A 24,792-nucleotide genomic window follows, 5' to 3' on the forward strand; every position below is an offset into this window, starting at 1 on the left:
ATCACGAATGACCAGGGACACGACACCACCCGACGACGCGGCGGACGGCGACCCGGCCCACTCCGACGAGGGCGATCCGGCACGATCTACCGAGGCCGATCTGCCCCGATCGGACGAGGGCGACGAACAAACGGACGAAACCGCCGTCTCGACGATCGAACGCCGGCTCTCGAGTCGCAGAGAGCCCTACGCGCGGGCGACGGTCGTCCGCCGGGAGCCGCCGGTCTCTGCCAACGTCGGGGATCGAGCCGTCGTCACCGCCGACGGCGAACTCCACGGCTGGATCGGCGGCGCCGCCTGCGCCCAGTCGATCGTCGCGGCCGAAGCTCAAGCGGCTATCGAGGCGGACGAGGCCCGGCTGATCGGTATCGCACCCGACCCCGACCGGATCGACCGCGCGGGTCTCGAGGCGTTTCCGATGCGCTGTCACAGCGAGGGCATCCTCGAGGTGTTTCTCGAGCCGGTCAACACGGCGCCGGATCTGTTGCTCGTCGGTGACTCGCCGGTTGCCCGCTCGCTCGCCCGCCTCGCGAGCGAGCTGACGTTCGACGTCACGCTCGTCGCCGGCGAGAGCGCCGGGCTCGAGGGCTCGATCCCGGCGGGGACGACCGTCCTCGGGGAGACGGATCCCGAGACGGTTGCGGCCGCCGTCGACGGCGAGCCGATCGTCGTCGTCGCCTCGATGGGGTCGTTCGACGCTCGCGGCGTCGCGGCCGGCGTCCTCGCGGACGCGCTCTACGTCGGCCTCGTCGCGAGCGATACGCGCGCCGAGGAGGTGATCGATCGCGCCGCGAGTATCCTCGAGCGTGACCCGGAGGCGGTCCGGGCGGCGGTGACCAACCCTGCCGGCGTCGACGTGGCTGCCTACACGCCGGCGGAGATCGCCGCGAGCCTGCTCGCCGAGGTCGTCGACGTCCGCGGAACCGCCGGCGGTGCGAGCGGGAGCTACACGCCGACGTCCTGTGGTGTGGCCGCGGACTCTGGCGATGCCAGTTCGGATTTCCAGACCGACGACGGCGTCCGAGATTCCGGCGAGGAGCTGGCGACCGACCCCGTCTGCGGGATGACGGTCGATCCGGCGGACGCACCGGCCAGCGTCGACCACGCGGGGGAAACGTATCACTTCTGTTGTCCCGACTGTGCGGACTCGTTTCGCGAGGATCCAGACTCGTATCTCGAGCAACCCGACGAGACGGCAGCGCCGTGACCGGTCTTTTCGATCGCAGTCGGTGCCGTTGTGGCCAACGGACCGGCGAGAAGCGAGGAGACCGCACTCGACAGGGCACTCGCCGTCGGGCCAACGATCGCGGCGTCGGCGCGAATCCGGCCCGAAGCACTGATCCCGTTTCGGACGCACTCTCAAACTCAGCGGGTGAAACTAACCGATGAACTCCCTCCTCACAGCAGTTCGTGGCCACCTCGAGGCCGGCGGTGCACTCGAGGGGACGAGCGTCGACCGGATCACCGTCGGGAAACGTGTCGTTCTCGTGGAGTTGACCGCGGACGACGCGTCCGAACCAACGCTCGCCGGCCTCGCCCACCGTCCGCGAGGGGTCCCCCCGTCCCCGACGCCGCGGACGCTCGAGGACCTCCTCGAGCCGCTCGCCGCTTCCGCCGGCGCGTCGGCCGACGACGAACTCGACCCGATCGCCGGTTCTCGATCCGCCTCGAGCGACGGTGGGGAGCGGTTCGATCGAGCCCTCGCGGTCGCGACGCTGAACGCGCTGTCGGCTCCGTTTCTCGAGTGGCGCGACGGCGATCCGATGGCGTTGCTCGAGCCGTCCGTCGAGACGATTGCAACGGTGGGTCTCTTTCGGCCAGCGTTTCGGAAGTTCGGCGACGTCGACGTTCGCGTGATCGAGCGGACGCCGATCGACTCGGTGTCGACGCCCCCCGGCGTTCGGGTGTCGACGTTCGGCCCCGACGAGGCCGAACGGGCGATGACCGACGCCGACGTCGTCTTCGTCACCGGTTCGGCGTTCGTCTACGGCGGCACGAGTCGCTACATCGACCTCGCGCCGTCGTCCGCGACCGTGGTCGTCGTCGGTGCGACGGCCTCGTTTCTGCCCGACCCGCTGTTCGAGGCCGGTGTCGACGTCGTCGCGGGGGCGACGGTCGACGATCCGGCGAGTGTCCGCGAGGCGGTCCGTGACGGCGAGTGCGGCACCGGCCTCCACGACCGCGGCGTCCGGAAAGTGTACGTCGCAGCCGACCGCCCGTCAGGACTCCGGTTGGACTCCGAGACGAACCCCACGACGGACGAGCGATAAGAGGCGTCGGCCAGCGGTGACGACGTCTGTGCCGGACTCGACGACCTGCGTACACGGATCGCCGACCTGCAGTCGACGCTTGTCGAAGTACTAGAAGAATTTGAACAGATCGTCCCGTTCTTGCTCGTGGAGGTGTTCGCGGACGGCCTCGTTCAGCGGTTCGATTTTGCCTTTTTTGGCCGTAATGGGAGCGATCGTCTCCTGCCACTGCTTCCAGGGCGGGAGCAGTCCGAGCCGATCACAGAGGTCGTTTAGCCGCTCGTCGCGGTCGTCGACTTTGTCCATCTTGTTGACGGCGACGACGGTCGGGATCTCCAGCTCGCGAAGGAAGTGAAACATCTCGACGTCGTAGGGAATCTCGTCCGGGCCGGAGTGGCGGTCGATGATGTCAATGACGCTCTTGCCGTCGACGACCAAGATTGCGACGAGGACGTTGTCGGCGTACTCCTCTAAGTAGTGGACGATGTTCGTCTTGATCTCCTCGCGGTACTCCTCGTGGACGCCGCTCATGAAGCCGAAGCCGGGCAGGTCGGTGATGACGAAGTCTTCGGGTGCCCAGTCGTAGTGGTTGGGCTCGCGGGTGACGCCGGGTTTGCCGCCGGTGTCGAAGCTGTGGCCGGTCAACTCGCGCATGAGCGTCGACTTCCCCACGTTGGAGCGGCCGACGAGCGCGACCTCGGCCTCGCGGTCGGGACGTGTCTCGAACATACCGACCGTTGGGTCGTCTCGAGGAAATATGTAGCGTCACGCCACGAGCACTGACCGGAGGCCAGCCCCGATCCGTCGCCGTTCGGCGCTTCGCCACCGACCCGACGCGTCACCGCCCCGGTTCGCCCCGTCCCTCGAGTGAAGCCCTGGCCCTCGAGTGAACCTCCGTCACCGATGCCGTCGATGTTCACCGCAGATGACCGAAAGTTATGATCCCCCGCCGTCTCAGAGAGTGGTGTGCGGCTCGTACAGCTGACGGTTCCGACGGGGAGACGAGAGACGATCCTCGAGACGTTGGACGAACGGGGGATCGACTACGTCGTGACCGACGAGGATAGCAATCGCGACTACACGGCGGTCGTCTACTTCCCGTTGCCGTCGCCGGCGGTCGAGGCTGTCCTCGACGAACTCCAGGAGGCGGGAATCGACGAGGACGCCTACACGGTCGTCGTCGACGCGGAGACGGTGGTCTCCCGCCGGTTCGAGTCGCTCCGAGAGGAGTACGAGAACGGCGACGTCGAGTCCGACCGGATCTCGAGACAGGAGCTCCAGGCCGAAGCGGAGTCGCTGACGCCGACGTTTGCGGTGTACGCGATCATGACGGTCATCAGCTCCGTCGTCGCGACCGCGGGCCTCTTGCTCGACTCGCCGGCGGTCGTTGTCGGGTCGATGGTGATCGCGCCGCTGATCGGACCGGCGCTTGGTGCGAGTGTCGGGACCGTGATCGACGACGAAGACCTGTTCTTCGAGAGTCTCCGCTACCAGATCATTGGCGTCGTCCTCGCGATCGCGGCGGCAGCGATCTTCGCCTGGATGGTGCGAGTGACCAACATCGTCCCACCCGGGCTCTCCATCGGCGACGTCGACGAGATCTCCGAGCGCCTCGCCCCCGACCTCCTCTCGCTGGCGATCGCACTCGGTGCCGGCGTCGCGGGGATCATCAGCATCGCGACCGGAACCTCGGTCGCGCTCGTCGGCGTCATGATCGCCGCAGCGTTGATCCCGCCCGCGGCCGCGGCGGGCATCGCCATCGCCTGGGGACAGCCCTCGGCGGCGATCGGTTCGACCGTCCTCGTGCTCGTCAACGTACTCTCGGTCAACCTCGCCGGCCTGCTCACACTGTGGTACGCCGGCTACCGACCGGAGAACCTGTTCTCGCTGGGTCCGACCGAAGAGCGAGTCCGCCGCCGGGTCGTCGGCCTGGGCGTGATCGTTCTCGTCTTCACCGTCTTTCTCGGCGCGATCACGTACTCCTCGTTTGCCGTCGCGTCGTTCGAGGAGAACGCCCGTAGTGAAGCTGAACTCCTCCTCGATGACGAAGCGTTCGCCCAGTACCAGCTGCTCGAGTTCGAGGTGATCATGGACCAGGATTATCCGTTCCAGAGCCCGGAGCGGGTGATCCTGACGATCGGTGGTGCGCCGGAGGAGCCGCCGCCGGAGTTGGCCGATGCGTTACACGAGCGGATCAACCAACACGCCGAGAGCTCCGTCGATGTCGAGATCAGATACATCGGCCTCGTCGAGCGAGAAACGGCGTAACCGCCCGCCGCTCACTCGGGCCGCGGACCGTTCATCGTTTGCGAAGCCGGTCAAGCGGGCTCGAGAGCGTCGGATCGCTTCCGTCATCGGACTGTCGACGCTCGGATTCGGGCTCGCTCGAGCCGGCGTCGGTGTGTCCGAGTCGGCGACGAATCCAGGCTCGTGGCCCGCCGATGCGGTTGACGAGGTACGTCGGGAGATAGAGTGCGACGAGCCCGACGGCGAACATCCCGACACCGGGTGCGATTCGCCCCGTCCGGACGAACTCGAATCCGACGATGAACATCGGCCCCGCCATCGAGAGTCCGGCGGCGGTCTGGAGCATCCAGAGGAGTCCCGGACTCTTCATCGTCACCCCTCGAAGGGGAGTGTCGGCTCGTAGTCGATCGCGTCGACCGCCGCCTCGAGCACTGTATCGACGTTCTCACCGGTTTCGACGCTCATTCGATAGTCGGCGTCCATCTCCGCGACCGCGTCGCCGGTCCAGACCTCCGTGCGGTCGGCCTTGTTCGCCACCGTGAGGACGGGGACGGTATCGAATCGGGCCGCGATCGCGTCCCGAAGCTCGAGTTGTGACTCGAGTGGGTAGCCACACTCGGCGCTCGGATCGAGGACGACGAGCATACAGTCGGCGAGGTGTTCGATCGCGCTGACTGCCTGGGATTCGATCTCGTTTCGTTCGGCCGGCGGGCGGTCGAGGAGGCCGGGGGTGTCGACGATCTGGTAGCGGATGTGATCTCGCTCGAAGTGGCCGACACCAATACCTTTCGTCGTAAACGGGTAGGAAGCGGTCTCACCGCGAGCGTTAGTGACGTCGTTGACGAGCGAGGACTTTCCGACGTTCGGGTAGCCCGCGACGACGATCGTCGGCTCGTCGGGGTTGATCTCCGGGAGGTCCCGAAGATCGTTGCGGGATTTGTTGATATACAACAGCTCGTCGTCGACCTGTTCGACGATGTCGGCAAGCCGTGCGAACGCCTGTTTGCGGTGCTTTCGAGCGGTGTCGACGTCGGTCTTCCGAAGCTTCGACTGGTACTCCTCGTGGATCTCGCGGGACTTTCGACTGGCCCACATTACTTCCGAGAGACTCTGGCGCAGTTCGTCCACGTCGACGATTGCGTCCGCGAGTTCGTAGTAAAACGGGTGGACGTCGTCTTCGTACGCGAAGTCCGGCCAGGCCGTCACCACGTTCTCTAAGTTGTCCGAGATGATGTTCGCCGCCGTCTGGAGCATCGACTGCTGGGCCTCGAGGCCACCTTTGGCGTTCCCGGCCCGTGCTGCCCGCGAAAACGACTTATCGATCAACTCTTCCGCCGTGGGCGTCGTCGGAAGATCTTCGAAAATCATACTCCGTCGTAGGACGCGCGACGGTAAAAGGTCGTTCGTTACGCGGCGCAGCCTCGCTACGGTCTCGATTGACATGGGGGATAATAACACTCCAATCGAAGCGACTCGTCCTCTATTCCTCGCACCCGGCTCAGGAAACGTCTCCGAACGCCTCCTGGAGGATGTAGTAGGACTGCTTGCGCCGGTCGTGGTACTCGGGGATCTCCCACGTGAACGTCGGGGACGAATCGAACTCGAGTCGGTTGCCACGGATCGCCGACAACGAGTCGGTGACGTTCGGTGACGACTCGATTCCGATCACTACCTCCGGTACTTGGACCGAGGACCGTGACGTTATCTTTGTCGTCCACCTAGGACAGCTATGACCGACTGGCGTGCCGTCATCATCGGCTTTCTCGTCATCACCGTCCTCGGAATCATCGGACTCACGCTGCCGGGCGTCGGCCAACTCGCGGCGGGACTCATCGGCGGCTTCGTCGCCGGCTATCTCGCCGGCGGCGGGATCGGACGTGGCTTCTGGCACGGGCTGCTCGCGGGGGCGTTCGGCGGAATCGTCGCCGGGGTGCTCGTGGCGCTCGTCGTCGGCGTCGTCGGCTGGGCGGGCGGCCCCGTCGGCGGATTGATCTCGGGTCTCGCCGGGATCGGCATCCTGGCTGTCGCCATCCTCATCTCGTTCGTCATGGCCATAGAGAGCGCACTCGCCGGCGCGCTCGGTGGCCTCCTCGAGTCGTAACTCATCAGTACCGACCCAGCGCCAACCCAGCGCCAACCCAGCACCGACCCAGCGCCGATCCAGCGTCGACGGCCGTCCGGCGTTTTCTTCGGTACGCTTACGAGCGCCGAAGCCGACCGTCGATCCATCGTGGCGCCATCGGTGTTCGATCCGGAACTCGAGTCGATTACCGTCGCCGAGACGGAACTCTGTGACGTCGACGGCGAGGCCGGCGAGCGACTCGAGGGGTTTGGCCACCGAATCTACCGGGTTCGCGATCCGCGGGCGGCCGTCCTCGCGGCCGCGGCGGAACGGTTCTACGAGCGGGCAGGGGAGGACGACCTCCTCGAGAGTATCCGGGTGTTCGAGACGATCGCGGAGGCGGTCCTCTCCGAACGGTTGCCGACGCGGGACGTCCGGGCGACGGTCGAGTTCTACGCCGCCGCCTTGCTCCACGGTGTCGGCGTTCCGCCGGCGCTGTTTACCGCGACGTTCGCCGCCTCGCGGGTCGGCGGCTGGTGTGCTCACTGCCTCGAGCAACTCGCGAACAACGGGCTCGTCCGGCCGACCGCGCGCTACGTCGGCGCGACGGAGCGAAACTGGACGCCGCTCGGCGAACGGTTCGTCGCGGGCGACGACATCGTTCGAACGCCCGCCCGGTCGTCGCTCGAGCCCGTTTCGGAGACGCTGTCGGTGCTTTCGGAACCCAATCGCCTGCAGATCCTCCTGGCGCTTGCGGAACGCGACGAACCGATCGCGTACTCGACGCTCCGTGCGTCGGTGTCGGCGAAGGACAAAGGCCAGTTCAACTACCACCTCAGACAGCTTCGAGAGTCTTTCGTCGCCAACTGGGAGGAGGGGTACGAACTGACCGACGCCGGTCGGACGGTCGTCGATGCCGTTCTGACCGAGGATCGGCTGCTCGAGGACGTCCTCGAGTGACCGCCGATACCGATCGACATCGACGCCGAACGGGTTCACGTCTCGACTGACGACTCCTGTCGTAGGTTGTCGCCTCGAAACGGCCGTCGTGGGTTGTCGCCTCGAAAATCTGTATCCGGACAGGTAAGCGCAGTCGGACGGTTCGTACGTCGGGCTCACCGCAACGGATTTGTCCGGCGGCGTTGGCGTCTGGTGTGTATGCACAAACCACTGCTCGTGACGGCGTTTCTCGACCGGGCGCGAACCCACTACGGTGACGACGAGGCGGTGGTCGCGACGACGGGGGAACGATTCACCTACGAGGAGCTCGGCGAGCGCGTCGACCGATTCTCGGCCGCGTTGCAGGCCCGCGGGGTCGAGAAGGGTGACCGGGTAGCGGTACTCGACCCGAACACGCACTACCACCTCGAGGCGGCGTACGGAACGATGCAGATCGGCGCGGTCCACACGCCGTTGAACTACCGGCTCACGCCGTCTGACTTCGAGTACATCCTCTCGGACGCGGGCGTCGACGCGATCTACGTCGACCACGAGTACGTCGAGAAGATCGAACCGATCCGCGAGTCGGTGCCGACGGAGACGTTCGTGACGAACGATCTCGACGCACTCGAGGAACTCGACGCCGAGAGAGCGGAATCCAGCGACGACGGCGAACCGTCGGGCTCGAGTGGGGACGTCGCCGACGCGTGGGAGTCGTTCGACGTGATGCTTGAGGAGGCCGGGACGGCGTACGAACGGCCGGAGATGGCCGAGGACGAAATCATCACGATCAACTACACCTCGGGGACCACGGGCGATCCGAAGGGCGTCTGTCGTACCCACCGCGCCGAGACGCTCCACGCCTACCAGGTGACGATCCACCAGGAGATCGCGGACGACGACGTCTACCTCTGGACGCTTCCCATGTTCCACGTCAACGGCTGGGGCCACATATACGCCATCACGGGGATGGGCGCGAAACACGTCTGTACGCGTGGCGTCGACTCTGGGGACGTCTTCGAGGCGATTCGATCCGAGGACGTCTCCTACCTCTGTGGTGCGCCGACCGTGTTGAACATGCTGATCGACCACTACGAGGCACACGACCCCGAGACGACCGGCGACAACGACGTACGGATCGCGACTGCGGGGAGTGCGCCACCGGAGGCGACCGTCCGAACGGTCGAAGACGAGTTCGGCTGGTATCTGAAACACGTCTACGGGGCGACGGAGACGGGACCGCTGATCACCACGTCGGACGCACGCCGTCACTTCGACGACGAGAGCGAGGGTCGCTTCGCGATCAAGAAGCGACAGGGGCTCGCCTATCTCGGGACCGACGTCAGGGTCGTCAACGAGGACGGCGAGGACGTCCCGCGGGACGACGAGACTGTCGGTGAGGTCGTCGTCCGGGGCAACCAGGTGATGGAAAAGTACTGGAACAAGCCCGACGCGACCGAGGAGTCGTTTACCGACCGCATCGAAGGCTACTACCACACCGGTGATCTGGCGACGGTCGACGAGAACGGAATGGTCGCCATCCAGGACCGGAAGAAAGACATCATCATCACTGGCGGCGAGAACGTCTCGAGCATCGAACTCGAGGACACCCTCTTCGACCATCCCGCGGTCTCGGAAGTCGCGGTCATCCCCTCGCCCAGCGACGAGTGGGGTGAGACACCGAAGGCGTTCGTCGTGCCAGCCAGCGGCGACCCCGACGATCCGGGGGTGACGAGCGACGAACTCGTCGCGTTCACGCGCGACGAACTCGCGAGCTACAAGGCGGTCAAACAAGTCGAGTTCGTCGAGGAGTTACCGACGACGGCGACCGGAAAGATCCAGAAGTACGAACTCCGCCAGGAGGAGTGGGAAGACGAAGATCAGATGGTCGGAGAAGGGTAGGTCCGTCGTCGGTTTCTGCTGGCCTTTTCGCGCGTGAGAGTGCTACTCGTCGACGTTCCGTCCGTCGAGTCGGGGTCGCTACTGTTATTGGAACCGAAACGGCGTGCGTTCGAGTCGACCTCACCGCTCGTCTCGATCCGGCTCGAGCCCCCAGGAGCCGTACTCGAGGCGGTCGTCATCGGCGTTCTCGGACGAACTCGAGCGGTCGGACTCGTCTCCAGCAGTCGTTGCCGCCGAACGGATCTTCGAACCGTTCGGCGAGAGTCCGCCCCGTGCTTTCGCCTCGTGCTCGGCCGTCTCGCGGTCGACGACCGTCGGGTCCCACGTTTCGGCGTCGATCAGCAGATACAGCACGAGCGGTGCTCCCAGCCCGAAGACGAGGACCATCAGGACGATTCCACCGCCGGTCATCGCGTTCGCGTTCGACCGCCCATCGGAAGACACTTACCATACTCGTCTGACACTACCGCGTATGAACGATCACGACCGAGACGATCACGGCTGTCCGAAATGTGGTCACACCGAAACCGAAGTCGACGACATTTCGACGACGGGAACCGGACTCTCGAAGTTCTTCGACATCCAGAACCGTCGGTTTCGGGTCGTTTCCTGTACGAACTGTGGCTACGCTGAGCTGTACAAGGGCGGGCAAACGAACGATATGGTCGATCTGTTTCTGGGCTGAATCCGTCGCTGACTCCGCGCTTCCGGAGTTCGCCTCGAGGCGGCGCCTCGAGTGAGACTCGACCCGAATCGGGCGACGGTGAGCGGGCCGAAACCCGGCAACTGAAACTGTAAACAGTTATCCGGCTGGGAGCGCAACCGTCCCACAAGATGGCCGAGGACGTCAAACCAACCCGCAAGAACCTGATGGAGATCGAGGATCGTATCGACCTCTCCGAGCGGGGCCACGGGACCTTAGAGAAGAAACGGGACGGGCTGATCATGGAGTTCATGGACATCCTGGACAAGGCCCAGGACGTCCGCGGGGAGCTCTCCGACGACTACGAGGAGGCCCAGAAGAAGATCAACATGGCCCGCGCAATGGAAGGGGACGTCGCCGTTCGCGGAGCAGCCGCCGCGTTACAGGAGCACCCGGAGATCACCACCGAGTCGAAAAACATCATGGGCGTCGTCGTCCCCCAAATCGAGTCCTCGCGCGTCTCGAAGAGCTTAGACGAGCGCGGCTACGGGATCATGGGAACCTCCGCCCGCATCGACGAGGCCGCCGAGGCCTACGAAGACCTGCTCGAGAGCATTATCCTCGCCGCGGAAGTCGAGACCGCGATGAAGAAGATGCTCCGCGAGATCGAGACCACCAAACGACGCGTCAACGCCCTCGAGTTCAAACTGCTTCCCGAACTCTACGAGAACCAGGAGTACATCGAGCAGAAACTCGAAGAACAGGAACGCGAGGAGACGTTCCGCCTGAAGAAGATCAAGGAGAAGAAAGAACAAGAAGAGCGCGAAGAGCGTGAAGCCGAGGCCGATGCGGCCGCCGACGAACCCGAGATGGAGCAGGCGACCGCTGGCGGCGTTCCCGGAAACTGAACGCCTCTCCACCGATACCGTTTCGGACGCGGGCGACGACTGCTCTCGTATGGCCTGTCTCGAGTGCGAAGCGCCGACGATTTCGTTTGCCGTCCCGGCCGAGTGTCGCGAGTACACACCCGAAGCGGCGTCCGGCGTCGAATTTTGTACGCGGTGTCTCACGCTCGAGCCGGTCGACTCGAGTGCGGGCCGATCGGACGACCAGGTCGACTTCTCGCGAATCAGCGACTCGTTTCCCGCCCATCCCGAGCGAGCGATCCCGCTCGCGTTGGCGCTCGGGCTCTGTCAGTCACTCGCGACCAATCGATCGGCGATCGAGTCGCTGCTTCGCGAGGTCGAACGCGCGGGAACCGACCCGTTGCTTGTGATGGATCGACTCGGGCGCGATCCGTCGATCGAACCGGCGTTCGACCTCGAGCGGCGAACACACCAGATCGAACAGCTACTGTACTGAAACGGTCTGCTGTACCGATCTACCGGTGGGCGAGACCGGTCGGAGTCACACCGGAGCTGACCGACAGCGGGCCGGGCGAGTGGCGATCATCGGAGACTCGGACACCTCTCGAGTGCGGCCGTCTACGCGATCGACGAAACGGGTGCTGTCCGCGTCACAACGGATCGACATCAGAAACCGGCGGATCCGATCGAGTCAGGCGAACTCGTCACCTGCTTCTGATGGGACTGTTGTACCGATGTACCGGAGCGACCGCAGGACGGCTCGTGGTCACCCCGAAAATGACGGACAGCAGTTTGTACGAGAGTTTATTTCCCGGTCGGCGTCACGTTGTCGCTGACTGCCTGTTTCACCTGGAGAGCGGCGCTTGCAGCCAGCCCGCGGGCGACCTCGCTTCGCTCGTCGGACGTGATGATCTCCTCGGTCGCGTTCTCGAGGTCAGGGGTGAAGCCGGCACTGACGGCGTGGCCGACCGGTGGCCTGACCGCGACCCTGACCTGGGGCCCCCCAACGCCGCTCGAGACGTCGGCGTCGACGATGTACTCGTCGGGAAGAAACTCGCGGGTTCGGGCCGCGATCCGCGAGACGTCGCGGTGAAGCAGTCGTTTCTGTGTACTCGTGAGGGTCGGAACGTCCGCCGCTGCTCGCCTTCCGGCCTGCGTCTCTCCTGGCAGCCCTGCGTACGGCGTATTTCCGTTCATGAGAAGTGTGTACCACCACCAATGTGTTGGTCGGTCAAAAGCGTTCGCTTTCGGAGAATGACAGTCGTTGTCACTGCGGTCGGTGATCGGTAGCTCGAGACCCTCTCGGTATCGGTGTTAGCCGGCGTTCGGACGAACGATCGGGTCGCTTTCGCCGTACACCGCGAGAACGACCGCCGTCGTGTACCCGTCCGACTCGACGGGGGTGCTCTCACAGACGACCGACGGCTCGTCGAACTCCCACTCGCGAAGCTCTTGACCCGCAGCGAGCCCTTCCCGAACACGGTTCTCGGCGGTTTCTGGATCGGTTTCGCCGGCGAACTCGTAGAACAGTCCCGGCCCGTCGCCGACGGATCGCGCCCAGGCCAGCGACGCGCTCACCTGACTCGAGGCGTCGTCACCGCAGGCGATCGCTCGAGACTCGACGACGGTCAGACGCTCGCCAGCGGGACCGAGGGTCGGCGCAGTTCCGACGGCTTCGACGTCGACGTCCGCGGGAATCACCGAGGAGACGGAGACGAGGTTGTAGTTCTCGACGCCCGCGTCCGCGAGCGCGGCGTCGTACGACGACATCTCCGTCGGCCCCGAGGCGGCCCCCCAGACGACTCGGATCGAACTCATAGACGCGCTCGGGGATCCACGGCGTAAGGCGTTGCGGTTCGGAAATCGACGCTTCGAGAGAACGTCAGTCGTGGTGACGTGTTTCGTCCGTGATCCGATCGATCTGCCGGCGCGAGGACGCGTGGAACGCGACGTGGTCCATCCCCGGGGCCGGCGGACGAACGGCCGGTTCGGATGGTCGGACTGGACGACCACGACGTCCGTAGCCCCGTTGGTCCAGGAACGTCCGCCGTCGAACGAGTTCTTCGGCCGGTAGCCGAGTTCCGTCGACAGCCATCCCCAGAAGTCGACCGCGGCCTCGAGGTCGGAGGCCGAAATCTCGAGGTGGTAAAGCCCGCCTTCGCGATCCGGATCGGCATGATCGTTTTCCATCACCGACAACCGCCACTACACCAACATATATTCCTGACTGGTGACTGGTGCCCGTTCGGACCGACCCACGGGCTCTCCGGCGATAGACGATCGAATGCGTGACGGAACGATCCCGACCGGGACCGTCTCGAGACGTCCTACTGATAGAAGTAGCCGGCGGAGGAGACGACGTCGCTCGAGTCGTCGTTTTCGATCTTCTCTAAGGCCTCGAGGAAGTCCTCGTGGCGGACCTCGTCGCGATCGTTGCGGATGGCGAACATGCCGGCTTCGGTCGCCAGACTCTCGATGTCGGCTCCGGAGTAGCCCTCGGTGTCGTCGGCCAGCGTCGCGAAGTCGATGTCGTCGCCGACGTTCATCCCGCGCGTGTGGATCTCGAGGATCTGCTCGCGGCCGTCGCGGTCCGGTTCGGGTACCTCGATGAGCCGGTCGAATCGGCCCGGGCGCAAAATTGCGCGATCGAGCATATCGAAGCGGTTGGTCGCGGCGATAATGCGGATCTCGCCGCGGGCCTCGAAGCCGTCCATCTCGCTTAACAGTTGCATCATCGTCCGCTGGACCTCGGCGTCGCCCGACGTCTTCGATTCCGTTCGCGTGGTGGCGATGGCGTCGATCTCGTCGATGAAGATGATGGCGGGTTCGCGCTCGCGAGCCATCTCGAAGAGGTCGCGGACGAGCCGAGAGCCCTCGCCGATGAACTTACGGACGAGTTCGGAGCCGGCCATCTTGATGAACGTCGCGTCGGTCTTGTTCGCGACGGCCTTCGCGAGCATCGTCTTCCCGGTTCCCGGCGGCCCGTACAGCAAGACGCCGCTGGGCGGGTCGATGCCGACCTCCTCGAAGATCTCCGGCTGGGCGAGTGGCTGTTCGACGGCTTCGCGGACCTCGCGGACCTGCTCGTCGATGCCGCCGATATCCTCGTAGCCGACGGCGGGTTTCTCGGTGATCTCCATCGACTGGGCGCGCGCGTCGGTTTCGGCCTCGAGGATCGTCTGGATCGCAAAGGAGTCGTTGACGGCGACCCGGTCACCGGCGGTGATACGGTCGGCGAGACGGGGCGAGAGTTCTGTGAGCACTTCCTGGTTGTTTCCGTGCTGTTTCACGACGACTTCGTCGTCGAGGACGTCCTCGACGGTCGCGATGTACAGCGAGGAACTCTTGAGCGCCTCGTTCTCGCGCTCGACGCGGTCGACCTCTCCTCGGAGCTGTTCGCGGCGCTGTTCGGCCTCGGCGAGTTGCTCCGAGAGCTGGTCGTTGACCTCGACGAGGTCCACGAAGTGATTACGAAGCGCCTCGAGTCGCTCGTCGTCGGGGAGATCGGGGTCGATATCGCGATGGGGTCGGTCGGGGAGAGACGGGCTTCGAGACATCCTGACGTGCGCCGATAAGTCCTCGGTCATAAATGTGCCTTTGGGTCGCGGTCGGTTTTCGCGACTCGAATCAGATCTCCAGAACGTTCCCGCGAGGTCGGCGATTACTCGAGTAATTCGGCTAACTCCTCGAGTCGGTCGCCGTAGGTCGAGAGCGCCCGATCGATCGGCTCCGAGGAACTCATGTCGACGCCGGCGGTCCGCAGGAGTTCGAGGGGGTACTCCCGGGATCCTTGCCGGAGGAAGGTTCGATAGTCGGCGGCCGCCGACTCTCCCTCCTCGAGGATGTGGTCGACGACGGCGAGCGCGGCGGAGATTCCCGTCGAGTACTGGTAGACGTAAAAGGCCCGGTAGAAATGGGGGATGCGCATCCACTCGCGGGCGATGCGGTCGTCGACGACGGCCGGTTCGTAGTACTCCGCTTTGAGACCGCGGTAGAGTTCGTCCAGTCTATCGGCGGTGAGCGGTTCGCCGGCCTCCTCGAGTTCGTGGGTGCGGTGTTCGAACTCGGCGAACAGCGTCTGGCGGTAGAGCGTCGATCGCACTCGCTCGAGAAACTCGTTGAGGACGTGTTTCTTGAGTTCGGGATCGTCGACGGTCTCGAGGAGGTGGTTCGTCAACAGCGCCTCGTTGACCGTGCTCGCGACCTCGGCGACGAAGATCTCGTACCCCGAGTAGACGTATGGCTGTTCTTCTTTCGTCAGCTCGGAGTGCATCGAGTGGCCGAGTTCGTGGGCGAGGGTGTACATCGAGGAGACGTCGTCCTGGTAGTTCATCAGGATAAAGGGCTGCGTGTCGTACGTCCCGCCGGAGTAGGCCCCCGACTGCTTGCCATCGTTCTCGTAGACGTCGACCCAGCGTGACTCGAGTCCCTCCGCGACCCGGGTCTGGTACTCCTCGCCGAGCGGTTCCAGCGAGTCGACGACGTACTCGGTCGCCTGGTCGTACTCGAGGTCGGGGCCCTCGTCGCCGGTCAGCGGCATGTAGAGGTCCCACATTCGGAGATCGTCGACCTCGAGCGCCTCGCGTTTGAGTTCGGCGTGGCGGTGGAGGTTCTCGAGGTTGTCGTGGACGGTGTCGACGAGCGTATCGTAGACCTCGACCGGGACGTTTGGCCCGTCGAGGGCGGCCTCGCGTGCCGTATCGTAGTTTCGCGCTCGGGCGGTCTTGACGTCAGCCTTGACGCTGTTCTTGTAGGCTGCGGCGACCGTGTTTCGCATCGATTCCCACTCGTCGAAGTACGACTCGTAGACGCGCCGGCGCAGGTCCCTGTCGGGTCGTTTCAGCAGGTTCGTGAAGTTGCTCTGGGTGATCTCGACGAGCTCGCCGTCGGCGTCTTCGACCGACGGGAACGACATGTCGGCGTTCGACAGCATGTTGTACACTTCGCCCGTCGCGCCGGTGACCTCCCCGAGGTCGGCCAGTAACTCCTCGATTTCGGCCGAGCGGGTGTGGGGTTTCATCCGGAGGACGTCGTCTACGTAGTGGTCGTACGTCTCGAGGTCCGGTTTCTCCTCGACCATCTCGTCGAACTCCTCGCGAGTCAGCCCCTGAATTTCGGGGTCGATAAAGGATGCCGCAGCGGAGGCGTCGGCCGCGAGTGACTGGGCGCGGGCAGTCAGCGCCTGGTACTGCTGGTTGGTCGTGTCCTCGTCCCGGCGCATCCGGGCGTACGCCGAAACGGTCGATACCTCACGCATGATCTCGTCGCGAAGGTCGAGCACCGAGTGGAGGGTCTCCGCATCCTCGACGACCCGGCCCTCGTAGCTCTCGAGGTCGTCGATCCGCTCGGCGACGCTCTCGTAGGCGGCTTCCCAGTCGTCGTCAGTCGCGTAGATACTCTCGAGATCCCAGGTGTACTCCTCGTCGACCTCGGAGCGTTCGGGGACTGAACTCATGGCCGCCGATTCGGAGCGAAGGTGGTAAAGGGTGTCGAACCCCTGCGAATCGTGAACGTGCCTGCGGCGTTCCGACTCGAGGAATACCGCCAGATACGACGATCGCACAACGGAGGAGGTAGAGCCGACGTGTCAGCGGGAGTGGCTGTCGCGACCAGGGCGGTCGGCTGGCACCACCGGTCAGCGCGGCGTGATCGGTCACCGCGGTCACTGGCGGCGATTTCGACGCTCGAGTCGGTCAGCGACGGTCGTCAGCGGTGATCTCGACGTTCGAGTCGGTCACCGCGGTCACCGTCCCGTCGATCGAGGCGTGCTGGGGAATGCTGATCCCGTCCGATCGGGGACCGGCGACGACGTCACCGCGATCGACCCGGTCGCCGGGGGCGACGATCGGCCGGGCCGGGTCGACAGTTCCCTCGAACGCCGGATTCGTCACGAGGGGGATCCGAACACGGTCGGGCTCGAGCGTCGCCGTCGGTTCTGTCTCCAGCGCCCGTTCGGTCCAGTCACGTGACTCGAGGACGTCGATCCGGCCGTCGCCGAGCGTGTTGGCCTCGACCGTCGACTCCTCGAGAACGAGCAGTCCGTTCGTCGCTTTCGTGATCCCGAACTCCCGAGGCCCGCACTCGAGTTCGAAACACCAGCCGGGCCCGCCCGACGCGACGACGGCGTCCGACGGCAGCGACTCGATCGGAGCGCCCGCCGCCTCGAGTACCGTACTCGCCGGGGTCCCGATCGGGACCTCGAGAAATCGGTGGCGGGGGACGTCTCCATCGACGTGGACGTACGTGGACGTCACCGGCCGTTGCTCTCGGAACGCCCGCGAGATGTTGGACATCGTCTCGGTGTTCTGGACGAGCCAGCCGTGATCGGCGGGCAGGTCGCTCCCGATCACCGTGTCGGCGACGACGTTCAACAGGACGCTCTCCATCCCGTACTGGTAGGTCGGATCAGTGTACGCGAAGACGACGCCGGATTCGGTCTCGACCTCGAGTGGCAGCTCGTCCGGCGTGCGGACCGTTCCACCGGTCTCGGCCTCGAGAGCGCGCAGGTAGCCCTCGCGGTCGGTTCGCTTTGCGCTCACGACGATCACGTCGAAGACGTCCTCGAGTAGGCGGTCGAACAGCTCGGCGAACGCGCTCGCGCGGGTCTTCCCCAGCCACTTGTCGACGACGTAGTTCGGCTCACTCTCCTGGTGGTTGACGAGGAGATACTCCGTCGAGTCCGCCCGTTCCCACTTCGCGTAGGAAGGGAACCCGGCGCCGCCGGCACCCGCAACGCCGGCGTCGCGGATCCGCTCGACTCCGTCGGCGAGGTCCTCCGGCCACCGGGACGCGTCGTCGGGTCGCACTGCCTGTTCGTACATAACATATGGACGTCGGTACCGACCGTTCCTCCGCGTTCTGCCCCACGAATGAGGGTTTTTTATAACGAACGTCGTTCGTTACCCTTCACAAGCTGACGATCGGGGACTCGAGTCAGCCGCGTCCCTCCGCATCGACCGCGGTCCGGACGACGCGGGCTACCCCGAGCATCGCGAGAAACGTCCCGGCGAAAACGATCACGGCGAAGAGGAAGATGCCCATCAACACCGGTGCGACGTCCGGGTGTGAGAGCAAGTGCGTGAGAACGAACCGGTAGCTCAGGTAGACGACGAGGAACCCACCTGCGATGCGAATCGAGGCACGCCAGTAGGCACCGTACTCTTCCGGCGACAGTTCCATGCGCCGAGGTGTGTTCCGGGTGGTAAAAAACGCTCGTACACGAGGTGCTCGAGTGTGCCGTGTGTGAACTGTTACCCCGAAGCGTTCCCGGCCGACCGTCGATCACCGAACGCCGTCGGCGACGTGGCGGGCGACTCGAGCGCCGGTTCGCCGTTCGATCGACCGCGATGCGAAGACGCCTCGAGCGCTCTTGGCCGCCTGTCGATCGATCTCGAAGGAGAGGTCCGGATACGCGACGTCGGTCAACACGAGCGGTTCCGGCGGCGCGGGGGCGATGCCCTCGTGGCCGGGCAACGGCTCGGACGCGAGCGCCCGGGAGAGTTTCTCGAGAGACGCCTCACCCGTTCCGACCGCCCGTGCGAGCGAGACCAGTCGTCGAACCAGTTCGCGGGCGAAGCCATCGGCGACGACGGTGAGGACGATGTAGTCGCCGTCACGGCTCGCCTCGAGCGTCGGCGACCGTTCGGTGTTGCGGTCGTCGGGGGTGAGGTTGTGGAAATCGTGGGTGCCGGAGAGCCCCTCGCAGGCGGCCACGAATCGGTCGTCATCGACCGCTCGCTCGCGGGCGAGTTCGTCCGGTTCCGCGTCGTTCCGGTCCGATCTCGAGTCGGCGGCCGGCGCGTACAGGTGGTAGGTATACTCCCGACGGGTCGCGTGGTGGGTCGCGTGGAATCCGTCGGGGGCGTCCGCGACCGCCCACGCCCGGACGTCGGCCGGGAGTTCGGCGTTCAACGCCCGCGGGGTGAGCCAGGTCGGTGCCTCGAGGGCGATCGTCTGTGCGAGCGCGGAGACGCCGGCGTCGGTGCGCCCGGCCGCGGCGTATCCTGCGGGCTTTCGGTCGCCCGTCTCGAGGACCGAGAGCGTCCGGAGCGCGTCGAAGATCGCGTCCTCGACGGTCGGAACGTCCGGCTGGCGCTGGTATCCGTAGTAGTCGGTGCCGTCGTAGGCGATCCGGAACGCGCGCATCGGTTCCACCGACGGCGGCGGTCGAGTTAGGGCCGTCGACCGCGTCCGCGTTCGGCTACCGGCGGTCGTTCTCCATCCTGGGGTGGCTCTCCACGCAGCCACTCGCCAGCCCGGTCCCTCGAACATTTTCCGCTCGAGATGGTCGAGGCATCCATCTCTCATCCCCTGTGAACTCCCTGCACCTTCCGGGCCGACGACCTTCCGGATGTGAAGCGGAAGTTCCCTACCCATGGACGAATCCAGCGGACGTGATTCCGAGTCACACGAAACCGTCCGGAACGTCGTTCTCGTCGTTCTCGATACCGCACGGGCACGAAGCGTCGACGTCACCGGCGATCCCGACACTCGAGAGCGAACGCGTTCCGGCACCGACCGTCCGACTACCCCGACGATGGACCGACTCGCCGCGGAGGGAACGACCTTCGAGCGGGCCTTCGCGACGGCTCCGTGGACGATGCCGTCCCACGCTTCGATGTTTACGGGGATGTTTCCGTCCGAGCACGGCGCTCACGGCGGGAACACGTACCTCGACGACGACCTGCGGACGCTCCCCGAGGCGTTCGCCGGCGGCGGCTTTCAGACGATCGGCGTCTCGAACAACACCTGGATCACCGAGGAGTTCGGCTTCGACCGCGGCTTCGACGACCTCCGGAAGGGGTGGCAGTACATCCAGTCCGACGCCGACATGGGCGCAGTCGTCCGCGGCGAAGACACGCGTGAAAAACTCGAGGCGACGCGCAATCGACTCTTCGACGGGAACCCCCTCGTCAACGCGGCGAACATCCTCTACAGCGAAGTTCTCCAGCCTGCGGGCGACGACGGTGCAGACCGGTCGACGACCTGGATCGAAAACTGGCTCGCAGGCCGGAAGGACGACCGGCCGTTTTTCCTGTTCTGTAACTTCATCGAGCCACACGTCGAGTACGATCCGCCCCGCGAGTACGCCGAACGGTACCTCCCCGAGGAGGCGAGCTACGAGGAGGCGACAGCGATCCGTCAGGACCCGCGGGCCTACGACTGCGGGGACTACCAGATCACGGATCGCGAGTTCGCGATGCTCCGCGGACTCTACCGGGCCGAACTGGCATACGTCGACGACCAGCTCGCCCAACTCCGGCGCGCTCTCGAGGCCGCTGGTGAGTGGGAGAACACCCTGTTCGTCGTCTGTGGCGACCACGGCGAGCACATCGGCGAACACGGCTTCTTCGGCCACCAGTACAATCTCTACGACACGCTGATCCACGTCCCGCTGGTCGTCTGTGGCGGACCGTTCGCCGGCGGCGGGCGGCGGAGCGATCTCGTGCAGTTGCTCGACCTCCCCGCGACCGTCCTCGAGTCCGTCGGGATCGACGATCCGGCGCTTCGAAGGCAGTGGTCCTCGCGGTCGTTTCTTCCCGGTTCGGACGACGAGCCCCGCGATGCCGTCTTCGCCGAGTACGTCGCTCCCCAGCCGTCGATCGAGCGACTCGAGGCCAGGTTCGGCGAGATCCCCGACCGGGTGCGGGCGTTCGACCGCCGGCTTCGGGCGATCCGGACGGACGAGTACAAGTACGTCTGCGGCGACGACGGCTTCGAACGGCTCCACCACGTCCCGACCGATCCGTTCGAGCAAACCGACGTCTCGGGCGACGAACCCGAGCGGGCACGTACGCTCCGAGAGCGCCTCGAGGACCGGTTCGGCTCGCTCGAGTCGGCGACCGCGGACGGGTCGGTCTCGATGCGCGAGGGGACCAAAGAGCGACTGGCGGACCTCGGCTACCTCTGATACGCTCGAGGGGAGTCGCCCTGTCCTCGAGCGGACTCCGCACACGCCCTCTGCGAGCGGACCCACGTCATCAACCGTGAACGTGTACAGGACGAACGGTTTCCGCGGTCGTTCGAAACGTCGATTCGTGCCCTTCGCTCCCCCCGTCGAGACGGATCCCTTCCGGACGCGAGTCGTCTACGACCGGTCGACCGAACGGCTCCGGATCGCCGTGGACGCGGTCGACGGCGACGCCGACGTCTCGGTCGCTGCCGACTCGAACCGCGTGCGAATCCACCTCGAGCGCGCCGGCGACGTCTACGATCGAACGATCCCCTCACCGTCCCACCGACGGTTCACCGACGACCGCGAGGCCGTCTTCAACAACGGCGTCCTCACCGTCACGCTCGAGACTGCACCGCTACAGTTCTCGCGGGCGGTCGGAGGCGGACGGTGACGACACCGCTCCATAGCGCCGACGACGCTCGAGGCGTGCGTTCGCCTGCAGAACGCTTTTTCTCGGCGGTCCGGTGCCGTTCTCGAGCGGACGCGGCCACCGGGCAGCGATTTCTGGCCCAGAGATGGCTCTCGTGGATTTAAGTTAGGCGACACGAACGGCCGTGTATGGTCCCACGCAGACATGTACTCGCTGGCTGTAGCGTCGCCATCGCCGCGACGGCGGGCTGTCTCGGCGACGAGACGATCGATCCACCGAGCGGCGGTAGGAATGCGGCGACGGCCGACGACGAGAACCCTACGCCCGACGATGGCGGAGTGGACACCGACCAGGCGACGGCTGACGATCGCGGTGACGACGCGACGGAACACCCGGACGAATCGGAGCCGTCGCCCGAGACACCCGACGAACCGCTCGTCACCGCCCTCCGACGAGACGAGAACGTCGAGAGCGACGACCCGGAAAGCGGCGATACCGAACGTGACGACCGATCGGCGGACGACGTCGAGTCTGAAGGTGACGGACCGACGGACGACGAGGTCGTGCTCGTCACCCACGGGGAGGTCGCAGATGTCGGGGCCGTCGGTCGTGACGAACAGCGGGGCAACTACTATCTCCCACTCCAGTTCACCGACGACGGCGTGAGCAGGTTCACCGGCGGGCTCGTAGCCGTCGACGCGTTTCAGGAACCCGAAGAACAGGAACTCGTCGTCTACGTCGACGGCGAGGTTCTCGGGACGTACGGCCTCGGGCAGACCCTCTCTGATGCGATACGAACCGGCAGATGGGACGGAAACTTTCGCGTCGTCGCACTCGAGGAGGCGCCGCTGGTCGAACTCCGCGAGACTCTCAACCCGTCGACCTGAGACGGACTCCGACGGCAGTCTGCATCAGGAATCGCCCGATTCGCGCCTGACCGGGGGCGTCGTCGAAACCACGCGTCCCAACAGGTCGCGGTTGTTGGCGGCCCACCGGTAGCCGCGCTCGCGCAGGCGTTCGTACTCTTCGAAGTTCCGCGCGAACCCGACGACTTCGTCGAGCGGATCGACGAGCCCCGAATCGGCGAGAGCCCGTTCGATCGACGCCCCACAGGAGTGGACGTCGGTCTCGGTGACGACGTGCGAACAGGCCTCGTACTCCTCGGGCAACCGCTCGCGCAGTTCTGGAGTTAGATCGGAAAAGCCGACGATTCGGACGTCCGTCCGGCCATCGACGTACTCGGCCCACCAGGTGCAAAAGCCGCAGTCGTCGTCGAAGACGAGCGTCGGTTGGCCCATACTCGGAAAAGGAGACCGAGACACAAACGTGTGGCCCCGACCGACCGCACCCGGTGGAACACCGTGGCGATACGCTCGTACGCTCGAGACGGAGTTCGATCCAGCCTGGACAGTTTCGGGAAATGTTTTTTGTCGTTCGGTAACCTATAACTCGAGTGTGAAGTCCGTCAGAGAAGGACTCCGAGAGGGCGAACTGGAGAAGGACACCTACGACAGGCTCGTCTGCGTAGAGAGCGGCAAACAGCTGAAAACCAAGAACGATCCGGACTCGATCGAGACGATCCGCATCTGTCCCGAGACCGGGAAGAAATGGAAAGAGGTCCGCTGACCGACGGCGTCGACAGCCTGAACGCGTGGGAAACGTCCCTGGTTCTTTCGGACGGGTTGCTGTCCGCTCGCGTCCCGAGCGTGTGTATCGACCACGCCGTCGGGTTTCGACCGCTCGCCCGGCGGCGAACGCCGGAACAGTCTTGACGTCGGTGTCCAATGAGGCCCCATGGGCACTGCGACCGACTCGCTCTCGGAACCGCGGGTGCTCGCACACACCAAGCGACGGCTGTTTCCCGACGGCGGATCGGATTCGCCGTCGTACGTCGTCGCCGACACGCAGTTCGCTCGAGAGGAGTGGCTCCCCGGCCAGCCGGTGGATCCGGCGGTTCGGGATCGACTCGCACCGTTCAACCACGTCCGGATCGGGGGCGGCTACCCCGACCTCGTGGGCGTGCGCTCGCTCGAGTCGGATCTCCTCGCCGTCTCTCGGCTCGGCGACGAGCCGCCGTTGATCGCCGTCGAGGCGAAAGGGTACGCGAGCGGCGGCGTCGACACCCGCCTCGGCATCGTCCAGGCTCACGATCGGCTCCACGAGGCCAACGCCGCCTACGTCGCCGCGCCGGCAGGCGCTATCTCGGGGACCGACCGGACGCTCGCACGCGACCTGAACGTCGGCGTCCTCGGCGTCGACGCCGACGGGGGGGTCGAAGTGCTCGAGACGCCGCGGATCGTCGGCAACCGCTCGACGAGCGAGGCGACGGCGCTTCGGTTCCAGGCCGGGGCACAGGGCGTCGCGGACGCCTCCTTCGGGCTCAACCACCCCAAAAACTACCTCGGCTACCCGCTGGCTCACTACGCCGACGGCGACACCGGCGCGCTCCTCTCGGCGTACGACGTCGTCGGCGCGGTCGACGACGCCAGACGCGGCGCGGCGTTTCTCGGGCTGGTCGAGGACGGCCCGAGGGTGGAACTGACGTCGCTCGGCCACGAGGTCGTCCGGTACGCGCGAGCCCGCCACGGCTCCGTCGAGGCCGCACTCGAGGAGTTCCAGGAGTGGTACCGCTCGAGCAAACGGTTCGTCGATCTGGCACCCGGCTGGGGGCAGCTTGCTCGTCGCGTCGTCTTCGAGTATCCGCCGACGGAGCTACTCGTGACCGAACTCCAGACGATGCACGACGACTGGCAGCCCGAGCCGACGCTGGTCGAGTTTCTCACGCACATGCACGAACTCCACCCGACGTTCGCCGTCGAACTGTTCGTCCGCGGCGACGAGGCCGTCCGCCGGCGCGTGCTAACCGACGATGGAGCGCTTCGACGGTCAGCGCTCGAGGACGGCTCCGTCTACCACTCGCCGACGGTGTTCCAGCTGAAGGCGATGCTGTACCACACCGGGATCCTCACCGAGCGGGGGAGCGAGCCACACCGCCTCGAGCCGACCGAGGACGTGTGGGCGCTTCGAGAGCCACTCTGAGGACGACCGGTCACAGGACAGTACGGGTGTAGCCGACGGCGAACGCGAGCGCGACGAGCACCGTCACGATTCCGGCGAGCAGTTGGACCGGCGCGAGGATCACGAGTTCGTGGACCATGAGCGGATACAGCGTGAGCGGAACGCCCCACTGTCCGAACACCGTCAGCCCGACGATCAGCCCCCGCCGCCTCGAGAAGACGTCGTCGAGGACGAGCGAGTAGAGAAACACGACGAGCGAGAGACCGAGAACGTGGATGTGTGTCACCCGCATCCAGTGGGGAACGCCGTCGTGTGCGGTCGATATCATCGGGTCGAGGGTGAACATCTGGTAGACGCCGATGCCAAGCCCGAACGCGAATCCGAACAGCGCCGAAATTCTGAGTCGCGCGCCGTGTCGGCTCGAGACTCCCATCCCCGTGTTCGATCCACTCGCGGTGTCGTCGGCCGTCGCGTGAGCGCGTTCGGTCATCCGTTTTCCAGCCAAGTTTCACCGAGAATATATAAATCATCCTATGATCGC

Annotated in this window: 27 protein-coding genes and 1 pseudogene; 14 read left to right on the top strand and 14 right to left on the bottom strand. The window is 65.4% G+C overall.

Going from position 1 to position 24,792, the window contains the following annotated elements; genetic code table 11:
• Nucleotides 1-7: 7 nt before the first annotated feature.
• Nucleotides 8-1,207 carry an XdhC family protein gene (locus tag FYC77_RS10205; RefSeq protein ID WP_149081402.1) on the top strand — a complete coding sequence of 400 codons (1,200 nt, stop codon included), beginning with the start codon at nucleotides 8-10 and terminating at the stop codon, nucleotides 1,205-1,207.
• Nucleotides 1,208-1,385: 178 nt separating this feature from the next.
• Entirely contained in the window at nucleotides 1,386-2,270 is an 885-nt protein-coding gene (locus tag FYC77_RS10210) for a Rossmann-like domain-containing protein (RefSeq protein ID WP_149081403.1), read from the top strand.
• 90 nt (nucleotides 2,271-2,360) lie between these two features.
• Here the strand turns inward: FYC77_RS10210 and engB are convergent, their stop codons facing one another.
• Entirely contained in the window at nucleotides 2,361-2,978 is a 618-nt protein-coding gene (gene engB, locus FYC77_RS10215) for a GTP-binding protein EngB (protein ID WP_149081404.1), read from the bottom strand.
• A 237-nt stretch (nucleotides 2,979-3,215) separates the two neighbouring features.
• Here engB and FYC77_RS10220 point away from each other — a divergent pair, with 237 nt between their 5' ends.
• Nucleotides 3,216-4,517 carry a TIGR00341 family protein gene (locus FYC77_RS10220; protein WP_149081405.1) on the top strand — a complete coding sequence of 434 codons (1,302 nt, stop codon included), beginning with the start codon at nucleotides 3,216-3,218 and terminating at the stop codon, nucleotides 4,515-4,517.
• A 31-nt stretch (nucleotides 4,518-4,548) separates the two neighbouring features.
• Here the strand turns inward: FYC77_RS10220 and FYC77_RS10225 are convergent, their stop codons facing one another.
• From FYC77_RS10225 to FYC77_RS20140, 3 genes are all read right to left on the bottom strand, one after another.
• A complete protein-coding gene (locus tag FYC77_RS10225; protein WP_149081406.1) occupies nucleotides 4,549-4,866 on the bottom strand; it encodes a hypothetical protein in 318 nt (105 codons plus the stop codon).
• Nucleotides 4,867-4,868: 2 nt separating this feature from the next.
• The gene (locus FYC77_RS10230; RefSeq protein WP_149081407.1) at nucleotides 4,869-5,864 is read right to left on the bottom strand and encodes an NOG1 family protein; all 996 of its coding nucleotides are present in this window, start codon (nucleotides 5,862-5,864) and stop codon (nucleotides 4,869-4,871) included.
• Between the two features lie 130 nt (nucleotides 5,865-5,994).
• On the bottom strand, nucleotides 5,995-6,165 hold the full coding sequence (locus FYC77_RS20140; protein WP_162354506.1) for a hypothetical protein: 171 nt from the start codon (nucleotides 6,163-6,165) through the stop codon (nucleotides 5,995-5,997).
• A 60-nt stretch (nucleotides 6,166-6,225) separates the two neighbouring features.
• Here FYC77_RS20140 and FYC77_RS10235 point away from each other — a divergent pair, with 60 nt between their 5' ends.
• From FYC77_RS10235 to FYC77_RS10245, 3 genes and pseudogenes are all read left to right on the top strand, one after another.
• The gene (locus tag FYC77_RS10235; protein WP_149081408.1) at nucleotides 6,226-6,597 is read left to right on the top strand and encodes a DUF5518 domain-containing protein; all 372 of its coding nucleotides are present in this window, start codon (nucleotides 6,226-6,228) and stop codon (nucleotides 6,595-6,597) included.
• 207 nt (nucleotides 6,598-6,804) lie between these two features.
• Nucleotides 6,805-7,518, top strand: a pseudogene (locus FYC77_RS10240) (citrate/2-methylcitrate synthase); the annotation flags it as partial.
• Between the two features lie 198 nt (nucleotides 7,519-7,716).
• On the top strand, nucleotides 7,717-9,399 hold the full coding sequence (locus FYC77_RS10245; RefSeq protein WP_149081410.1) for a long-chain-fatty-acid--CoA ligase: 1,683 nt from the start codon (nucleotides 7,717-7,719) through the stop codon (nucleotides 9,397-9,399).
• Between the two features lie 120 nt (nucleotides 9,400-9,519).
• On the opposite strand, the gene FYC77_RS10250 is transcribed toward FYC77_RS10245, so the two are convergent.
• A complete protein-coding gene (locus FYC77_RS10250; protein ID WP_149081411.1) occupies nucleotides 9,520-9,843 on the bottom strand; it encodes a hypothetical protein in 324 nt (107 codons plus the stop codon).
• Nucleotides 9,844-9,871: 28 nt separating this feature from the next.
• On the opposite strand from FYC77_RS10250, the gene FYC77_RS10255 reads away from it, so the two are divergent.
• The 3 genes from FYC77_RS10255 to FYC77_RS10265 all read left to right on the top strand — a co-directional run bounded on the left by FYC77_RS10255 (nucleotide 9,872) and on the right by FYC77_RS10265 (nucleotide 11,404).
• Entirely contained in the window at nucleotides 9,872-10,084 is a 213-nt protein-coding gene (locus FYC77_RS10255) for a zinc ribbon domain-containing protein (protein WP_149081412.1), read from the top strand.
• Nucleotides 10,085-10,233: 149 nt separating this feature from the next.
• The gene (locus FYC77_RS10260; protein WP_149081413.1) at nucleotides 10,234-10,950 is read left to right on the top strand and encodes a V-type ATP synthase subunit D; all 717 of its coding nucleotides are present in this window, start codon (nucleotides 10,234-10,236) and stop codon (nucleotides 10,948-10,950) included.
• Between the two features lie 49 nt (nucleotides 10,951-10,999).
• Entirely contained in the window at nucleotides 11,000-11,404 is a 405-nt protein-coding gene (locus tag FYC77_RS10265) for a DUF6276 family protein (RefSeq protein ID WP_149081414.1), read from the top strand.
• A 308-nt stretch (nucleotides 11,405-11,712) separates the two neighbouring features.
• Here the strand turns inward: FYC77_RS10265 and FYC77_RS10270 are convergent, their stop codons facing one another.
• The 7 genes from FYC77_RS10270 to truA form a co-directional block, all read right to left on the bottom strand.
• Nucleotides 11,713-12,105 carry a DUF5811 family protein gene (locus tag FYC77_RS10270; RefSeq protein WP_149081415.1) on the bottom strand — a complete coding sequence of 131 codons (393 nt, stop codon included), beginning with the start codon at nucleotides 12,103-12,105 and terminating at the stop codon, nucleotides 11,713-11,715.
• Between the two features lie 117 nt (nucleotides 12,106-12,222).
• Nucleotides 12,223-12,726: a pyruvoyl-dependent arginine decarboxylase gene (locus tag FYC77_RS10275; protein ID WP_149081463.1), complete on the bottom strand. Its 504-nt coding sequence runs from the start codon at nucleotides 12,724-12,726 to the stop codon at nucleotides 12,223-12,225.
• A gap of 509 nt (nucleotides 12,727-13,235) precedes the next feature.
• Nucleotides 13,236-14,465, bottom strand: a complete 1,230-nt coding sequence (pan2, locus tag FYC77_RS10280; RefSeq protein ID WP_149081416.1) for a proteasome-activating nucleotidase Pan2 — start codon at nucleotides 14,463-14,465, stop codon at nucleotides 13,236-13,238.
• Between the two features lie 104 nt (nucleotides 14,466-14,569).
• A complete protein-coding gene (pepF, locus tag FYC77_RS10285) occupies nucleotides 14,570-16,363 on the bottom strand; it encodes an oligoendopeptidase F (protein WP_149081417.1) in 1,794 nt (597 codons plus the stop codon).
• A 238-nt stretch (nucleotides 16,364-16,601) separates the two neighbouring features.
• The gene (locus FYC77_RS10290; RefSeq protein ID WP_149081418.1) at nucleotides 16,602-17,729 is read right to left on the bottom strand and encodes an NADH dehydrogenase subunit; all 1,128 of its coding nucleotides are present in this window, start codon (nucleotides 17,727-17,729) and stop codon (nucleotides 16,602-16,604) included.
• 112 nt (nucleotides 17,730-17,841) lie between these two features.
• Complete coding sequence (locus tag FYC77_RS10295; protein ID WP_149081419.1) at nucleotides 17,842-18,087, bottom strand: hypothetical protein; 246 nt, start codon at nucleotides 18,085-18,087, stop codon at nucleotides 17,842-17,844.
• A 102-nt stretch (nucleotides 18,088-18,189) separates the two neighbouring features.
• Complete coding sequence (gene truA, locus FYC77_RS10300; protein ID WP_149081420.1) at nucleotides 18,190-19,053, bottom strand: tRNA pseudouridine(38-40) synthase TruA; 864 nt, start codon at nucleotides 19,051-19,053, stop codon at nucleotides 18,190-18,192.
• Nucleotides 19,054-19,282: 229 nt separating this feature from the next.
• Between truA and FYC77_RS10305 the strand changes: the two genes are divergently transcribed.
• The 3 genes from FYC77_RS10305 (at nucleotide 19,283) to FYC77_RS10315 (ending at nucleotide 22,120) form a co-directional block, all read left to right on the top strand.
• On the top strand, nucleotides 19,283-20,818 hold the full coding sequence (locus FYC77_RS10305; RefSeq protein WP_149081421.1) for a sulfatase: 1,536 nt from the start codon (nucleotides 19,283-19,285) through the stop codon (nucleotides 20,816-20,818).
• A 127-nt stretch (nucleotides 20,819-20,945) separates the two neighbouring features.
• A complete protein-coding gene (locus FYC77_RS10310) occupies nucleotides 20,946-21,254 on the top strand; it encodes an Hsp20/alpha crystallin family protein (RefSeq protein WP_149081422.1) in 309 nt (102 codons plus the stop codon).
• A 167-nt stretch (nucleotides 21,255-21,421) separates the two neighbouring features.
• Entirely contained in the window at nucleotides 21,422-22,120 is a 699-nt protein-coding gene (locus FYC77_RS10315; protein ID WP_149081423.1) for a hypothetical protein, read from the top strand.
• Nucleotides 22,121-22,144: 24 nt separating this feature from the next.
• On the opposite strand, the gene FYC77_RS10320 is transcribed toward FYC77_RS10315, so the two are convergent.
• Nucleotides 22,145-22,531 carry a DCC1-like thiol-disulfide oxidoreductase family protein gene (locus tag FYC77_RS10320; RefSeq protein ID WP_149081424.1) on the bottom strand — a complete coding sequence of 129 codons (387 nt, stop codon included), beginning with the start codon at nucleotides 22,529-22,531 and terminating at the stop codon, nucleotides 22,145-22,147.
• 157 nt (nucleotides 22,532-22,688) lie between these two features.
• On the opposite strand from FYC77_RS10320, the gene FYC77_RS20420 reads away from it, so the two are divergent.
• Nucleotides 22,689-22,859 (top strand): HVO_0758 family zinc finger protein, encoded by a 171-nt coding sequence (locus FYC77_RS20420; protein ID WP_160048031.1) that lies wholly within the window; start codon nucleotides 22,689-22,691, stop codon nucleotides 22,857-22,859.
• 168 nt (nucleotides 22,860-23,027) lie between these two features.
• Nucleotides 23,028-24,272: a hypothetical protein gene (locus tag FYC77_RS10325; RefSeq protein WP_149081425.1), complete on the top strand. Its 1,245-nt coding sequence runs from the start codon at nucleotides 23,028-23,030 to the stop codon at nucleotides 24,270-24,272.
• 10 nt (nucleotides 24,273-24,282) lie between these two features.
• Here the strand turns inward: FYC77_RS10325 and FYC77_RS10330 are convergent, their stop codons facing one another.
• Nucleotides 24,283-24,741 (bottom strand): hypothetical protein, encoded by a 459-nt coding sequence (locus FYC77_RS10330; protein ID WP_149081426.1) that lies wholly within the window; start codon nucleotides 24,739-24,741, stop codon nucleotides 24,283-24,285.
• Between the last annotated feature and the right edge of the window lie 51 nt (nucleotides 24,742-24,792).

Origin of the sequence: Natrialba swarupiae (assembly GCF_008245225.1) — an archaeon.
In the GTDB taxonomy this organism is placed as follows: domain Archaea; phylum Halobacteriota; class Halobacteria; order Halobacteriales; family Natrialbaceae; genus Natrarchaeobius; species Natrarchaeobius swarupiae.

Coding starts and splice junctions, on each gene's coding strand:
- FYC77_RS10290 (WP_149081418.1), bottom strand. CDS start 17,729: ATGTACGAACAGGCAGTGCGACCCGACGACGCGTCCCGGTGGCCGGAG.
- FYC77_RS10205 (WP_149081402.1), top strand. CDS start 8: ATGACCAGGGACACGACACCACCCGACGACGCGGCGGACGGCGACCCG.
- truA (WP_149081420.1), bottom strand. CDS start 19,053: ATGCGCGCGTTCCGGATCGCCTACGACGGCACCGACTACTACGGATAC.
- FYC77_RS10305 (WP_149081421.1), top strand. CDS start 19,283: ATGGACGAATCCAGCGGACGTGATTCCGAGTCACACGAAACCGTCCGG.
- FYC77_RS10255 (WP_149081412.1), top strand. CDS start 9,872: ATGAACGATCACGACCGAGACGATCACGGCTGTCCGAAATGTGGTCAC.
- FYC77_RS10225 (WP_149081406.1), bottom strand. CDS start 4,866: ATGAAGAGTCCGGGACTCCTCTGGATGCTCCAGACCGCCGCCGGACTC.
- FYC77_RS10330 (WP_149081426.1), bottom strand. CDS start 24,741: ATGACCGAACGCGCTCACGCGACGGCCGACGACACCGCGAGTGGATCG.
- engB (WP_149081404.1), bottom strand. CDS start 2,978: ATGTTCGAGACACGTCCCGACCGCGAGGCCGAGGTCGCGCTCGTCGGC.
- FYC77_RS10235 (WP_149081408.1), top strand. CDS start 6,226: ATGACCGACTGGCGTGCCGTCATCATCGGCTTTCTCGTCATCACCGTC.
- pan2 (WP_149081416.1), bottom strand. CDS start 14,465: ATGTCTCGAAGCCCGTCTCTCCCCGACCGACCCCATCGCGATATCGAC.
- FYC77_RS10275 (WP_149081463.1), bottom strand. CDS start 12,726: ATGAGTTCGATCCGAGTCGTCTGGGGGGCCGCCTCGGGGCCGACGGAG.
- FYC77_RS10230 (WP_149081407.1), bottom strand. CDS start 5,864: ATGATTTTCGAAGATCTTCCGACGACGCCCACGGCGGAAGAGTTGATC.
- FYC77_RS10295 (WP_149081419.1), bottom strand. CDS start 18,087: ATGGAACTGTCGCCGGAAGAGTACGGTGCCTACTGGCGTGCCTCGATT.
- FYC77_RS10320 (WP_149081424.1), bottom strand. CDS start 22,531: ATGGGCCAACCGACGCTCGTCTTCGACGACGACTGCGGCTTTTGCACC.
- FYC77_RS10210 (WP_149081403.1), top strand. CDS start 1,386: ATGAACTCCCTCCTCACAGCAGTTCGTGGCCACCTCGAGGCCGGCGGT.
- pepF (WP_149081417.1), bottom strand. CDS start 16,363: ATGAGTTCAGTCCCCGAACGCTCCGAGGTCGACGAGGAGTACACCTGG.
- FYC77_RS10245 (WP_149081410.1), top strand. CDS start 7,717: ATGCACAAACCACTGCTCGTGACGGCGTTTCTCGACCGGGCGCGAACC.
- FYC77_RS10265 (WP_149081414.1), top strand. CDS start 11,000: ATGGCCTGTCTCGAGTGCGAAGCGCCGACGATTTCGTTTGCCGTCCCG.
- FYC77_RS10325 (WP_149081425.1), top strand. CDS start 23,028: ATGGGCACTGCGACCGACTCGCTCTCGGAACCGCGGGTGCTCGCACAC.
- FYC77_RS10270 (WP_149081415.1), bottom strand. CDS start 12,105: ATGAACGGAAATACGCCGTACGCAGGGCTGCCAGGAGAGACGCAGGCC.
- FYC77_RS10260 (WP_149081413.1), top strand. CDS start 10,234: ATGGCCGAGGACGTCAAACCAACCCGCAAGAACCTGATGGAGATCGAG.
- FYC77_RS10315 (WP_149081423.1), top strand. CDS start 21,422: ATGGTCCCACGCAGACATGTACTCGCTGGCTGTAGCGTCGCCATCGCC.